The organism is Micromonospora sp. WMMD729, from assembly GCF_049315225.1.
Classification (GTDB): domain Bacteria; phylum Actinomycetota; class Actinomycetes; order Mycobacteriales; family Micromonosporaceae; genus Micromonospora.
Genome location: NZ_CP186059.1, coordinates 5916498 through 5928974, shown reverse-complemented (window position 1 = coordinate 5928974; position 12477 = coordinate 5916498). Strand labels below are relative to the sequence as shown.

Below are 12477 nucleotides of genomic sequence, written 5' to 3'. Positions count from 1 at the left end.
AGTGGGTCCGGTGAGCCCGAAGAGCGATCTTGCGACCCTGATCGAGTCGGTCTGCGCCGACCGTGACCTGGCCTGGGAGTCGACCGGTCCCGGCTCGTACGCGGTGACGCTGCCGGGCACCCACAAGCTCAAGACGATCTGCAACCTGATCGTCGGCGAGCACGCCCTGCGGATCGAGGCGTTCGTGATGCGCCAGCCCGACGAGCGCCGCGAGGAGCTGTGGTCCTGGCTGTTGCAGCGCAACGCCCGGATGTACGGCGTCTCCTTCTCCATCGACGCGGTCGGCGACGTCTACCTGACCGGGCGGGTCAATCCGGCCGGCGTGGACGCCGACGAACTGGACCGGCTGCTCGGCTCGGTGCTCACCTACTCCGACGAGTCCTTCGACACGATGCTGGAGATCGGCTTCGGCAGCTCGATCCGGCGCGAGTACGAGTGGCGCGTCAAGCGCGGCGAGTCGACCGCGAACCTGGCGGCCTTCGCCCACCTCTTCGAACCCTCCACCCCACCCCCACCCCCCACCACCAACCCTGCCTGACGCCCCGCCCCGCCTCGCCCCGCCCCGCCCCGCCCCGCCCCGCGATCTTGCACTTTCTGTCGCGACACAAGGCGCATAAAGGGTTATATCGACAACCGAAAGCGCAAGATCGGCGCGGTTGGGGGGTGGGGGCGGGGCGCGGTTGGGGGTTGGGGCTGCTCCTGCGGGGTATGCCGCGGCGCGCGGTGCGGCACAGGGACCCCCGCGCGCCGAGGACGGAGTGTCGAGGAGCGGAGCGTCCCATGGCTCAGCGGAACAGCTCAGGTCGCGGCGGGACTGCGACCCGAACCAGACGACAGGCCGGCAACCAGACTCCGGGCACGCCGGGAGTGTCCGAGTCGGCGATCTCCCAGATGCGGGTGGACGACATCCGGGGGCAACTGCGCAGGCGCGGGGTCTCCGGCATTTCCGCCATGCGCAAGCCCGACCTGGTGAAGCAGTTGGTGCGTTCGATGCGTTCGGACGCCGGTGGGGCGGGTCGGCGCAGCACCGGGCCGGCCGGCCGGGCATCCGGCAGCAGGGCGTCGGCGGGTCGGGCCGCCGCGACGAAGAAGTCGGCGACGCGGGCGGCGCCGAGTCGCGCGAAGGCCGCGCCCGCGAACAAGAGCGCCCCGGCGAAGCGAGCCGCCGCGAAGAAGACGGCCGCCGCCAAGAGCACCCCGGCGCGGAAGACGGCGGCTGCCAAGAAGACGACGACCGTACGGACGTCGACGGCGGCCCGTAAGTCGGCCGCCGCGAAGAAGACCACCGCGAAGAGGACGACGGCGAAGAGGACGACGGCGGCGAAGTCGACGGCGGCGCGCCGGACCTCGGCGACCGCGCGGACGACGGCTCCGGCGCGCAAGGCGCCCGCGAAGAAGGCGTCGGCCCGACCGGCGGCGAAGCGTACGGCACCGACGAAGCGGGCCACGGCGAAGAGCACGGCTCCCGCCAAGCGGGCGACCGCCAGGAGCACGACTGCCGCGAAGAGCACGTCTCCCGCCAAGCGGGCCACGGCGAGCCGGTCGACAGGTACGGCGGCCGGTGGGATCCGGACCGGGCGGGGCACCGGACGGTCGGTCCGCAGCTCGCAGGTGATCGCGTCGATCGCGGACCGGCCGGAGCGGCCGGGGCGCAGCCTGATCACCGCGAACCACGAGGTCATCCAGCGGTGGGCACGGGCGCGTGGCGCGAAGCCGGCGACCATCGCGGGCACCGAGCGGGAGGGCCGGGCCGGCGTGTTGACCTTCAACATCCCCGGATACCGGGAAAGCAGCCGGATTCGTGAGATCACCTGGGATGAGTGGTTCCACACCTTTGATCTGCGCCGGCTCAATCTGATCTATCAGGAGCAGCTGCGGGACGGCCGGCCGAGCAACTTCTTCCGAACGGAATCACCCGATCGTGAGGACGGCTGAGGTGTTTGCGGGAATGCCCGACGGGTAGTCGGCTGTTGCCACAGACCGAGGCCCGAACTGGGGATACTCGCCAGTTGTGACCGGCGAGACAGCCCTTCTGGGTTGAATCCAGAATGCGGTCGAACTAGCTTTATTGCGCCGCGCCACGCTTGGAAACGTTCGGGGGAGCGGCGGATCGATCAGATCCGCGCACCAGGCGAGGCGCGAGGGGACGGGTGGATCAACCGTTGGGGGACGGTGCCCACCTGTTTGGACCGGCGGCGTGAGCGGGCGATGCTTACGGGGGTGAGTGTTGCCCGCCGCCGCCGGCCCCACCGGCGAGCGCCCACCATGACCTTTGGGATGTGGTGGGCGCTTTGCCGTCGTACCGTCAGCTTGTCGGGACCCGGTCCGCCGGCTCCCGGTCGGCGGCCCGGCGCAGCGCGTCGACGTGCCGCTCGCGCTGTGGTCCGGCCAGCAGGTGGCCGACGGCGGCCAGCAGACCCAAGCCGCCCACGATGAGCCAGTGCCGGTCGCCGAGGAACTGCAGGCTCACCCCGCCCAGCATGGGAGCGACGAAGGCCGCGGCGGGGAAGGTCAGGTAGAAAACCGACTGGTACCGAGCGCGTAGGTCCGGCGGCGCGAGATCCGCGTTGATCTGCGCGTTGGGTGGGGCGGCGAGCATCGAGCCGGCCGTCCAGACCACCGCCGCGCCCAGGTAGACGACGAGGTCGTCGGCGACGGCCAGCGTTCCGAAGCCGACCGCCAGCAGGGCGGAGGAGGCGGCCAGCACGACGGCCTTGCGGCGTCGGTCGATCAGTCGGGGCACGAACAGTTGCCCGAGCACGATCAGCGCGCCGCCGAGCGCCACCACCACGCCGTACGCCGACGGTCCGAGGCCGTCCGCGCGCATCGCCAGCGGCATGATCGTGGAGGTCTGCAGGGTGAGGACGGCCAGCACGAAGGTGAGGCCGACGAAGACCAGGAAGATCCGGTCGCTGAGGACCGTGAGCAGTCCCGGCCGCCGGGGCCGGACGGGCGTCCGGAGGCTGGTCCGGGCGGCAGGGGCGACCCGGCGCAGGGTCTCCGGAACCTTCCAGCCGATGACGGCGGCGGCGGTCAGCGTGGCGCCCGCGTCGATCAGGAACAGCGCGGTGAAGCTCGCCTCGGCCACCAGCCCGGCGAGCAGCGAGGCGACCGCCATCCCGAGGTTCAGCGCCCAGAACTCCAGGTTGAACGCGCGCGAACGCCGGTCCGCGGGCACCACGTCGACGATCGCCGCGACGAACGCCGGGCCGGGCATGGAGTGCGCGACGCCGACCAGCGCGGCGAACGCCGCGATCAGCGGCAGGGGCCGGCTGAAGGCCAGCGCCACCATCAGGGCGGCGGTGGCCAGGTGGGCGGCGAGCAGGGTGGCCCGGCGACCCCACCGGTCGGCCAGCACCCCACCGAACAGCACGCCGACCGCCCCACCGGCCCCGTACGCCCCGACGACCGTGCCGGCCACCGCTTCGCTGGCGCCCCGGGCGTCGGTGAGGTACAGCGACAGGAAGAGCATCGCGAAAGCGCCCGCACGATTGATCAGCAGACCGGCCCAGAGGTACCAGAAGGAGTCGGGGAGCCCGCCCGCGGTGTCGTGCCACCAACGCCGCAGGGCGTGCATGCGACCTCCCGACAGTTCAGTTTGTTAACCGTTTCCTCGGAACGGTAGTCGGGCCCGCCCGCGGTGGTCGTACCGGACTCAGGCCGCAACCTCGGCGGGCTGCGGCGCACGCGCGCCGACCGGTGCCGCGGCCTCGGCGGCGTGCCGTAGCGCGGCGGCCCGGCGCTCCCGGGCAGGGCCGGACGCCAGGTGGGCCACCGCCGTGAGCACCCCGATCGCGGCGCAGCCGAGCCACAGTGCCGCATTGCCGACATGCTCGCGCACCAGACCGCCCAGGATGGGCGCGCTCGCGCCGGCGATCTGCCAGGAGAGGCCGAACACGCCCTGGTAGCGACCGCGCAGCTCGGCCGGGGAGAGCTCGGCGATCAGCGTGGAGTTCGACGGCGAGTTCAGCATCTCGCCGACCGTCCAGATCAACACGGTCAGTCCGTAGAACCAGGCGCTCCCCGCGAACGCGGTCAGCCCGAATCCGACGCCCATCACCACGGCGGCCAGGGCGAGCACCTGCGACCGGTTGCGTCCCCGGATCAGCCGCGGCACGAAGAGCTGGCCGACGACGATGAGCAGGCCGTTGAGTGCGATGACCGAGCCGTAGGTGGCCGGGCTCAGGCCGGAGTCGCCCATGGCGATCGGCAGCATCGAGATGTGCTGGAGGAAAACCAGCGCGGCGAACAGGTTCAGCGTCACGAAGCCGAGAAAGACCCGGTCGGTGAGGATCGTGCGCAGGGCGCCGCGCGGGGCCGTCGTCGCCGCGACGGTGAACCCACCGTGGCGCGTCTCCGGTACCCGGACGAAGATGATCAGCGCGGTGATCAGCATCGTGCCCGCGTCGACCACGAACAGCAGCAGGTAGTCGGCCTGCGCGGCGAGACCGGCGAGGATGGCGGCGCAGGCGAAGCCGAGGTTGATGGCCCAGTAGTTGAGCGAGAAGGCGCGCAGCCGGTCCTTCGCCGGCACCACGTCGATCATCATGGCCCCGAACGCCGGCCGGGCGGCCTCGGCGAACATGCCGAGCAGCAGGGCGCCCAGCGCGACCGCCCAGAGGTCCCGGGCCAGCCCGAGGGCGAGCATCATGGTCGCCGCGCCGACGTGCGCGGTGAGCAGCGTCGGCCGGCGGCCCCACCGGTCCGCGAGGGCCCCGCCCGCCGTGGTGCCGACCGCGCCGCCGACGCCCCAGAGCCCGAGCACCAGGCCCGCCTGAGAGGGGGAGAAGCCGCGTTCCTGGGTCAGGTAGATGGCGAGGAACACCAGGACGAACGAGCCGAGCCGGTTGATCAGCGTGCCTGACCACAGGTACCAGAAGGTCCTCGGCAGGCCACCGGTGGTGTCCCGGAACCAGCTCCGCATCGTCCGCACGTGGTGCCCCCGCTTGCAAGTAATGACCGATGTGACTACAGCGCCTTACAACCCTAGTGCTGGCCGGAATCGCAGGTCATCCGCTTTTTCACGTGGTGGTCGTCACGACGGGTGCCCGCGTGTCCGCGAACCGGTTGAGGCAGGATGATCCGCATGACTGCGAGCGAGGGGCCCACCGTCGGGACGCTGGTCCTGCTGCGGCACGGCGAGAGTGACTGGAACGCCAAGAACCTCTTCACCGGCTGGGTGGACGTCGACCTGACTGAGAAGGGCGAGGGCGAGGCGCGGCGCGGCGGCGAACTGCTGCGCGAGCACAGCCTGCTGCCGGACGTCGTCCACACCAGCGTGATGCGCCGGGCGATCCGCACCGCCGAGCTGGCGCTCAGCGCCGCCGACCGGCACTGGATCGCCGTACGCCGGTCGTGGCGGCTCAACGAGCGCCACTACGGCGCCCTACAGGGCAAGAACAAGAAGCAGACCCTTGACGAGTACGGCGAGGAGCAGTTCATGCTCTGGCGCCGCTCGTACGACACCCCGCCGCCGCCGATCGCCGACGACGACGAGTGGTCGCAGGTGGGTGACCCGCGGTACGCGCTGCTGCCGACCGAGCTGATGCCGCGTACCGAGTGCCTCAAGGACGTCGTCGAGCGGATGCTTCCCTACTGGTACGACTCGATCGTGCCGGACATCCTGGCCGGCCGGACGGTGCTGGTGGCCGCGCACGGCAACTCGCTGCGCGCCCTGGTGAAGCACCTCGACCAGATCTCCGACGAGGCGATCGCCAAGCTGAACATCCCGACCGGCATCCCGCTGCGCTACGACCTCGACCCGCAGCTGCGCCCGCTCACCCTGGGCGGCACCTACCTCGACCCGACGGCGGCGAAGGAAGCCGCCGCCGCGGTCGCCAACCAGGGCCGCTGAGCGTCGCAGAAAGGGGGCCCCGCGTCGGCGGGGCCCCCTTTCTCGTACATCCGATCAGTTGGCGGTCGGGCTGTTCTCCCCGGTGATCAGGTAGATCACGTGCTCGCCGGTGTTCACCGCGTGGTCGGCGAAACGCTCGTAGAAGCGGCCCAGCAGGGTGGCGTCGATCGCGGTCTCCACCCCGTACGGCCAGTCGTCGCCGAGCAGCACCGCGAACAGGCTCTTGTGCAGCTCGTCCATGGCGTCGTCGTCGCGGTCGAGCTCGGCGGCGAGGTCCACGTCGGGCTTCGCCAGCACCGAACCGATCTTCCCGGCCATCCGGTCGGCGATCTCGGACATCTCGGTGAAGACCGTCCGCAGCTCGGCCGGAACGGCGGGGGAGGGATGCCGGCGCAGCGCGGTCTTCGCCACGTGCTCGGCGAGGTCGCCCATCCGCTCCAGATCCGCCGCCACGTGCAGCGCGGTGATCATCGCCCGGAGGTCGGAGGCGACCGGCGCCTGTCGGGCGAGCAGGTCACACACCCGCTCCTCGACGTGCCGGTAGAGGTCGTCGATCTCGGCGTCCCGCTCGATCACCGTCTCGGCGGCCTGCCGGTCGGCGGTGAGCAGGGCCCGGGTTGCCTGGCGCATGGCGGCGCGGATGCCCTCCGCCATGTCCACCAGCAGTTGGCTGACGATCTGAAGGTCGGCCCGGAACTCGTCGCGCATCATCACGTCCTGTGGTCGGTCGCCGCCGACTGGTGCCGGCGCAGGGTTTGAGCAGGTGCGACGCCAACGGTAGGGGGCGTTGACGGACCCCGGATGAACCACGGTGAACGACGCCAGACGTGGGGGTGAACACTTCTGAAAGTGAGGGTGGTTCGTCCCGTTCTGTGTGGTAGCCAGGTTAACAATGACCCTACGATCGCCGAGTGGAGTGGGCGGTGGCGGTCGTGGTGGCCGTGGCGTTGGCGGCCGGACTGGTCGCCGGCCTCCTGCTGTCCCGCTGGAGAACAGGGAGGCCCGCGATAGCCGACGAGCAGCAGGCCGGGCTCGGCCGTCGGACGATCGACTCGCTCCGGGCCGGTGTCGTGGTACTGGACAACGACGACGAGCCGGTGCTGATCAACCCGGCGGCCCGCGCCATGGGGCTGTTGCGCACCGGGAGCACACCCGGTTCGATCGCGGCGCACCCGTTGATCCGTACCCTGGCGGGTCAGGTGCGGCGCACCGGCGTGCGGCGCGAGATCGAGCTGGATCTGCCCCGGGGCCGCGACAGCGCGGGGGAGAACCCGCTGGGCGTGCACCTGCGGGCCATGGGTCTCGGGAACGGCTTCATCGCCGTCGAGGCCGTCGACGTGACCGAGTCACACCGGCTGACCCGGGTCCGGCGCGACTTCGTGGCGAACGTCAGCCACGAGCTGAAGACCCCGATCGGGGCGCTGCAACTGCTCGCCGAGGCGCTGCTGGACGCCACCGAGCCGGCCGACGCCACGGCACCGGACCTCTCCGAGGACCTGGTCGCCGCCCGTCGGTTCGCCGAACGGATCCAGCACGAGTCAACCCGGCTGGGCCGGTTGGTGCAGGAGCTGCTGGAGCTGACCCGGCTCCAGGGCGCCGAGCCGCAGCCGCCACCGGAGCCGGTCGCGCTCGACTGGGTGATCGCCGAGGTGGTCGACCGCACCCGGACCACGGCTGCCGCGCGCGGCGTCGAGGTGACGGTCGACGGCGAGCGTGGCCTCACGGCGTACGGCAGCGACAGTCAGCTCGCCACGGCGGTGGCGAACCTGGTGGAGAACGCCATCAACTACTCGGGCGAGGACACCACGGTGCGGGTCACCCTCCGCGGTGACGACGAGCACGTCGAGATCGCGGTCGCCGACCAGGGCATCGGCATCGCCCCGACGGACGTGGACCGGATCTTCGAGCGGTTCTACCGGGCCGACCAGGCACGGTCACGCGCCACCGGTGGCACCGGGCTCGGCCTGGCCATCGTGAAACACATCGCGAGCAACCATGGCGGTCGGGTGGAGGTGTCGAGCACTCTTGGTGGTGGGTCGACGTTCACCCTCCGGTTGCCCGCCAGCCCACCGGACGACCTGCTGGCGACACTGCCGCCGGTTGGGATCGAGGCCGGTCCGGCCGAGCTACGGCAGGTCTGACAGCAATGGAAAGGAAATCCCCGTTGAGCCGCGTTCTGGTGGTCGAGGACGAGGAGTCGTTCTCCGACGCCCTGTCGTACATGCTCCGTAAGGAGGGCTTCGAGGTATCGGTCGCCGCGACCGGCACCGACGCCCTCACCGAGTTCGACCGGACCGGCGCCGACATCGTGCTGCTCGACCTGATGTTGCCCGAGATGTCGGGGACCGAGGTGTGCCGGCAGCTCCGGCAGCGCTCGGCCGTGCCGATCATCATGGTCACCGCGAGGGACAGCGAGATCGACAAGGTGGTCGGCCTGGAGATCGGCGCGGACGACTACGTCACCAAGCCGTACTCCCCCCGCGAGCTGGTCGCCCGCATCCGCGCGGTGCTGCGGCGGCAGAGCCCGGAGGTCGCCGAGGCGGGCGCTCCGACACTGGCCGCCGGTCCGGTGCGGATGGACATCGAGCGGCACGTCGTGACGGTCGAGGGTGGGGCCGTGCAGCTGCCGCTCAAGGAGTTCGAGCTGCTGGAGCTGTTGCTGCGCAACGCCGGCCGGGTGCTGACCCGTGGCCAGCTCATCGACCGGGTCTGGGGTGCCGACTACGTGGGTGACACCAAGACGCTGGACGTGCACGTCAAGCGGTTGCGTTCCAAGATCGAACCGGAGCCGTCGGCACCGCGTTTCATCGTCACCGTACGGGGTCTGGGCTACAAGTTCGAGCCGTGATCGGCCGATCCGAAGGGGTCCACGCGCCTGGCGTGGGCCCCTTCGGGCTGTGGGCATCGGGTCAGCGGACGACCTTGAGGTTGAAGATGGCGGTGTCGAGTCGGCCGTAGAGCCGCAGCCAGAGGGGCATCAGCATCTCGGTGCCCCGGGCGGTGGAGAGGTCGCCGAGGTCGATCACGTCGGTGTGCCCGAAGCTGACGAGCAGGTCGGTGACGATCCGCTTCGCCTCCGTGTCGTCGCCGGAGACGAAGACGCTGTGCTCGCCGTCGGCGAGCTGGCGCGGGTGCACCATCAGCTCCGCGGTGAGCGTGTTGAGTGATTTGACGACCTTTGCCTGCGGGAACTCCCGCTGGATCCGCTCGGCCAGGGACTCGGTGTCGTCCACCGTCAGGGTGGGCGGGAAGCCCGCGCCGAAGTCGAGCGGGTTGGCGATGTCGAGCAGGACCTTGCCGGCCAGGTTGGCCGCGCCGGCAGCGGTGAGCGCCGGCAGGGAGGCGGTGCCGCTGGTGGCGTTGACGACCAGCTCGGCGTCGGCCGCCGCCGCGGCCATGGTCGCCAGGCCGACCTCGGGGTGGGCGGCCGCCCAGTCGGCGTACGCGCCGGCCCGGGTGGCCGCGACGTCCCGGGTGCCGACGGTGACCTGGTGGCCCAGCTCCGCCGTGCGGGCCGCGATGGCCTGCCCCACCGAGCCGGTGCCGAGAACTGCGATGCGCATGTCGATCGATCCTCCACTCGGGCGCGGTGGCCTCGCGCCGGTTGCCCGCAGACTAACAGACAGGTCTGTCTATTGCTGTCCCTCATGGACGGCGGCATCGAACCTGTCCCTCGCCCGTGTCGAGCTGCCCCGGATTCGGGGCGGCGGGGGTTGGGCTGCGGTGCGGCGCGGGAGGGTGCCTATCGCTCACCCCGTGTCGAGCTGCCCCAGAAATGGGGCGGAGGTTCGGTCGCGGTTGCGGCGCGGCATGGCGCCCGTCCTTCGCCCCGTGTCGAGCTGCCCCAGAAGTGGGGCGTTGCGGGCGGGCGTGCGCGGGTGGCGCGTGGCCGCTCGCCCGAACCCTCGGTGGCTCAGCTCCGTTGGCTCAGTTCCGTCGGCGCAGCCCCGGTTGCGCAGCCCCGCTGGCGCAGCCCCATTGGTTCAGCCCCATATCTGGGGCAGCTCGACAGGAGTCGAGGACACCGTCAGCCCCTGCGGCGGACCGACGAGTGGCAGAAGACCGAGCGGTAGCAGACGAAGCTGTCTGTAGACGGAGCTGTCTGTAAAATCGTGCCCGCCACCAGCAGCGACGAGGGAGTGTTGATGTCCGCGCAGCGCACGCCGGCCGGCTCGGCCCGGGACCGGATCCTGGCCACCGCGTTCCGACTGTTCTACGCGCACGGCCCGCGCGGCGTGGGGGTGGACACGGTGATCGCCGAGTCGGGGGTGGCCAAGGCGACGCTCTACAAGCACTTCCCCCGCAAGGACGACCTGGTGCTGGCGTACCTGGACCGGGTCGACCAGGCGTGGTTCGGCGCGTTACGGGCGGCGGCCCGCGATGCCGGTGACGAGCCGCGCGACCAGCTCGTCGGGATGTTCGACGCCCTCGCCAGCGCCTGTCGCCGGGACGGCTACCACGGCTGCGCGTTCATCAACACCGCCGCCGAGTCGCCCGCCGACGGCCCGGTGCACGCCCGGACGGTCGAGCACAAGACCGTCGTCCGGGCGTGGGTGACCGAGCTGGCCCGCAAGGCCGGCGCGGCCGACCCGGAGCTGCTCGCCCGGCAGCTCACCCTGCTGATCGACGGTGGGCTCGCCAGCGGTGTGCTGGACGGCGATCCGGCGATCGCCGAGGCGGCCCGGCAGAGCGCCCGCACCCTCGTCGCCGCCGCCCTCGACCGACGGAGCTGATCGCCAGACTCAGAGATCGTCGGCGGGGTGGGGGGCGACCAGGCCCTGCCGCACCCGGGCGGCGCACAGCTCGGCCAGTCGCTCGTACGCTGCCACGCCGATCAGCGCGGTCAGCTCCGGGCCGTACGACAGGTACATCGGCTCGGTCCCGACGTGCGCATCCGTCGACGAGGTGCACCACCAGTCCAGGTCGTGCCCACCGGCGCCCCAGCCTCGCCGGTCGAACTCGGACAGCGTGGACACCAGCACCTTGGTGTTGTCCGGACGCTTCACCCAGTCCTGGTCCCGGCGGATGGGCAGCTGCCAGCAGACGTCCGGCTTGTACTCGAGCGGGTGCACCCCGTCGCGCAGCGCCTGGGCGTGCAGCGCGCAACCACCGCCACCGGCGAAGTCGGCGTCGTTCAGGAAGACGCACGGCCCGTCGGCGCCTTGAGTGGCGGTGCGGCGGGCCGGGTTCTTGCCGTCGATGGTGTCCTCGTCGGTCCAGTTCTTGAACCCGCGCTGGAAGTGCTGCCAGGTCGACGGGGTGAGCAGCTTGACGGCCCGGCGGACCCGCTTCTCGTCGTCCGAGTCGGTGAAGAACGCCCCGTGCGAGCAGCAGCCGTCGGCGGCCCGGCCGGCGATGATGCCGTGGCAGCCCCGGCCGAAGATGCAGGTCCAGCGGGAGAGCAGCCAGGTCAGGTCGGCCCGGATCAGGTGGGTCTCGTCCGCCGGGTCGGCGAACTCGATCCACTCCCGGGGAAAGTCCAGCGGGACCTCGCGGCTGCGCGGGTCGCCCGGGTCGTCCACCAGCACGCGGAGCTCCATCGTCACCCGGACCAGCGTACGCGCGGTGCCGTCCGCGGGCCGACGAGCCGCACGAACGTGTTGCACCTAGGGTCTTCACCATGCGACTGGGTGTCCTCGACGTCGGATCCAACACGGTGCACCTGCTGGTGGTCGACGCGCATCACGGCGCGCACCCCTGGCCGGCCCACTCGGAGAAGGTCGTCCTGCGTCTCGCCGAGCAGATCGGCCCGGACGGGGCGTTGACCGAGGTGGGCGCTGACAGCCTGGTCAAGGCGGTTGGCATGGCCAGGGCGGCGGCCACCGGGCTGGAGGCCGACGACCTGCTCGCGTTCGCCACCTCGGCGGTGCGCGACGCCACCAACGCGGCCGACGTGCTGGCCCGGGTCCGCGACGAGACCGGCGTACGCCTGGAGGTGCTCTCCGGCGCGGACGAGGCACGGATGACGTTCCTGGCGGTGCGACGCTGGTTCGGCTGGTCGGCGGGGCGTCTGCTGGTGCTCGACATCGGCGGCGGCTCCCTGGAGATCGCCGCCGGGATCGACGAGGACCCGGATGTCGCGGTCTCGCTGCCGCTCGGCGCCGGGCGGCTCACCCGCGAGCAACTGCGGGTCGACCCGGCCAGCACCACGCCGCCGTCCGCCGAGGCCGTCGACAAGCTACGGGAGTACGTCGACAGCCGGCTGGACAAGGTGGTCGACCAGATGACCGAGGTGGGCTGGGACCGGGTGGCGGCCACCTCGAAGACGTTCCGCACCCTGGCGCGACTGGCCGGGGCGGCGCCGTCCGGCGCGGGCCTCTGGGTGCACCGCAGGCTGACCCGTGCCGGTCTGCGGCAGATCATCGGTTTCATCCGGCACATGACGCCCGCCCAGTTGATGGAGTTGGAGGGGGTCGGCGCGGGTCGGGCCCACCAACTGTTGGCGGGTGCGGTGGTCGCCGAGGGGGTCATGCGCCGACTCGACCTGGACGCGTTGGACATCTGCCCGTGGGCGCTGCGGGAGGGGGTCATCCTCCGTCGGCTCGATCAACTCGAACCGATGTGACCGAGCGCCGGCCGCCGACCGGTTTGCCGGTGCTCGTCCTGCTGACCCCGTGACAGCC

11 protein-coding genes and 1 pseudogene are annotated in these 12477 nt (G+C 71.4%); 7 read left to right on the top strand and 5 right to left on the bottom strand.

Annotation, left to right across the window (positions count from 1 at the left end; all coding sequences use genetic code 11):
• Positions 1 to 10 precede the first annotated feature (10 nt).
• The gene (locus tag ACN263_RS27230) at positions 11 to 538 is read left to right on the top strand and encodes a YbjN domain-containing protein (RefSeq protein WP_422737098.1); all 528 of its coding nucleotides are present in this window, start codon (positions 11 to 13) and stop codon (positions 536 to 538) included.
• 578 nt (positions 539 to 1116) lie between these two features.
• Positions 1117 to 1935 (top strand): annotated as a pseudogene (locus ACN263_RS27225) (hypothetical protein); the annotation flags it as partial.
• Positions 1936 to 2305: 370 nt separating this feature from the next.
• Here the strand turns inward: ACN263_RS27225 and ACN263_RS27220 are convergent.
• Both ACN263_RS27220 and ACN263_RS27215 read right to left on the bottom strand, forming a co-directional pair.
• Positions 2306 to 3577 carry an MDR family MFS transporter gene (locus tag ACN263_RS27220; protein WP_422737097.1) on the bottom strand — a complete coding sequence of 424 codons (1272 nt, stop codon included), beginning with the start codon at positions 3575 to 3577 and terminating at the stop codon, positions 2306 to 2308.
• Positions 3578 to 3655: 78 nt separating this feature from the next.
• Positions 3656 to 4933: an MDR family MFS transporter gene (locus ACN263_RS27215; protein WP_422737096.1), complete on the bottom strand. Its 1278-nt coding sequence runs from the start codon at positions 4931 to 4933 to the stop codon at positions 3656 to 3658.
• Between the two features lie 153 nt (positions 4934 to 5086).
• Between ACN263_RS27215 and ACN263_RS27210 the strand changes: the two genes are divergently transcribed.
• Complete coding sequence (locus ACN263_RS27210; protein WP_421473362.1) at positions 5087 to 5854, top strand: phosphoglyceromutase; 768 nt, start codon at positions 5087 to 5089, stop codon at positions 5852 to 5854.
• 54 nt (positions 5855 to 5908) lie between these two features.
• Here the strand turns inward: ACN263_RS27210 and phoU are convergent, their stop codons facing one another.
• Entirely contained in the window at positions 5909 to 6562 is a 654-nt protein-coding gene (gene phoU / locus ACN263_RS27205) for a phosphate signaling complex protein PhoU (protein ID WP_422737095.1), read from the bottom strand.
• A 227-nt stretch (positions 6563 to 6789) separates the two neighbouring features.
• Here phoU and ACN263_RS27200 point away from each other — a divergent pair, with 227 nt between their 5' ends.
• Together ACN263_RS27200 and ACN263_RS27195 are read left to right on the top strand one after the other, a co-directional pair.
• Complete coding sequence (locus ACN263_RS27200; protein WP_422740839.1) at positions 6790 to 7995, top strand: sensor histidine kinase; 1206 nt, start codon at positions 6790 to 6792, stop codon at positions 7993 to 7995.
• A 23-nt stretch (positions 7996 to 8018) separates the two neighbouring features.
• On the top strand, positions 8019 to 8702 hold the full coding sequence (locus tag ACN263_RS27195; protein ID WP_039906992.1) for a response regulator transcription factor: 684 nt from the start codon (positions 8019 to 8021) through the stop codon (positions 8700 to 8702).
• A gap of 61 nt (positions 8703 to 8763) precedes the next feature.
• Here ACN263_RS27195 and ACN263_RS27190 read toward each other — a convergent pair whose 3' ends face one another.
• Positions 8764 to 9417: an NADPH-dependent F420 reductase gene (locus ACN263_RS27190; protein ID WP_422737094.1), complete on the bottom strand. Its 654-nt coding sequence runs from the start codon at positions 9415 to 9417 to the stop codon at positions 8764 to 8766.
• A 582-nt stretch (positions 9418 to 9999) separates the two neighbouring features.
• Between ACN263_RS27190 and ACN263_RS27185 the strand changes: the two genes are divergently transcribed.
• Positions 10000 to 10587 carry a TetR/AcrR family transcriptional regulator gene (locus ACN263_RS27185; RefSeq protein ID WP_422737093.1) on the top strand — a complete coding sequence of 196 codons (588 nt, stop codon included), beginning with the start codon at positions 10000 to 10002 and terminating at the stop codon, positions 10585 to 10587.
• 9 nt (positions 10588 to 10596) lie between these two features.
• On the opposite strand, the gene ACN263_RS27180 is transcribed toward ACN263_RS27185, so the two are convergent.
• A complete protein-coding gene (locus ACN263_RS27180) occupies positions 10597 to 11394 on the bottom strand; it encodes a hypothetical protein (RefSeq protein WP_422740838.1) in 798 nt (265 codons plus the stop codon).
• Positions 11395 to 11474: 80 nt separating this feature from the next.
• Between ACN263_RS27180 and ACN263_RS27175 the strand changes: the two genes are divergently transcribed.
• Positions 11475 to 12419 carry a Ppx/GppA phosphatase family protein gene (locus ACN263_RS27175; protein WP_422737092.1) on the top strand — a complete coding sequence of 315 codons (945 nt, stop codon included), beginning with the start codon at positions 11475 to 11477 and terminating at the stop codon, positions 12417 to 12419.
• Positions 12420 to 12477 lie beyond the last annotated feature (58 nt).

What these genes read in the sequence shown, in the direction of transcription:
- ACN263_RS27220 (WP_422737097.1), bottom strand. Translation starts at nt 3,577, where the DNA reads ATGCACGCCCTGCGGCGTTGGTGGCACGACACCGCGGGCGGGCTCCCC.
- ACN263_RS27210 (WP_421473362.1), top strand. Translation starts at nt 5,087, where the DNA reads ATGACTGCGAGCGAGGGGCCCACCGTCGGGACGCTGGTCCTGCTGCGG.
- phoU (WP_422737095.1), bottom strand. Translation starts at nt 6,562, where the DNA reads ATGCGCGACGAGTTCCGGGCCGACCTTCAGATCGTCAGCCAACTGCTG.
- ACN263_RS27190 (WP_422737094.1), bottom strand. Translation starts at nt 9,417, where the DNA reads ATGCGCATCGCAGTTCTCGGCACCGGCTCGGTGGGGCAGGCCATCGCG.
- ACN263_RS27185 (WP_422737093.1), top strand. Translation starts at nt 10,000, where the DNA reads ATGTCCGCGCAGCGCACGCCGGCCGGCTCGGCCCGGGACCGGATCCTG.
- ACN263_RS27180 (WP_422740838.1), bottom strand. Translation starts at nt 11,394, where the DNA reads ATGGAGCTCCGCGTGCTGGTGGACGACCCGGGCGACCCGCGCAGCCGC.
- ACN263_RS27175 (WP_422737092.1), top strand. Translation starts at nt 11,475, where the DNA reads ATGCGACTGGGTGTCCTCGACGTCGGATCCAACACGGTGCACCTGCTG.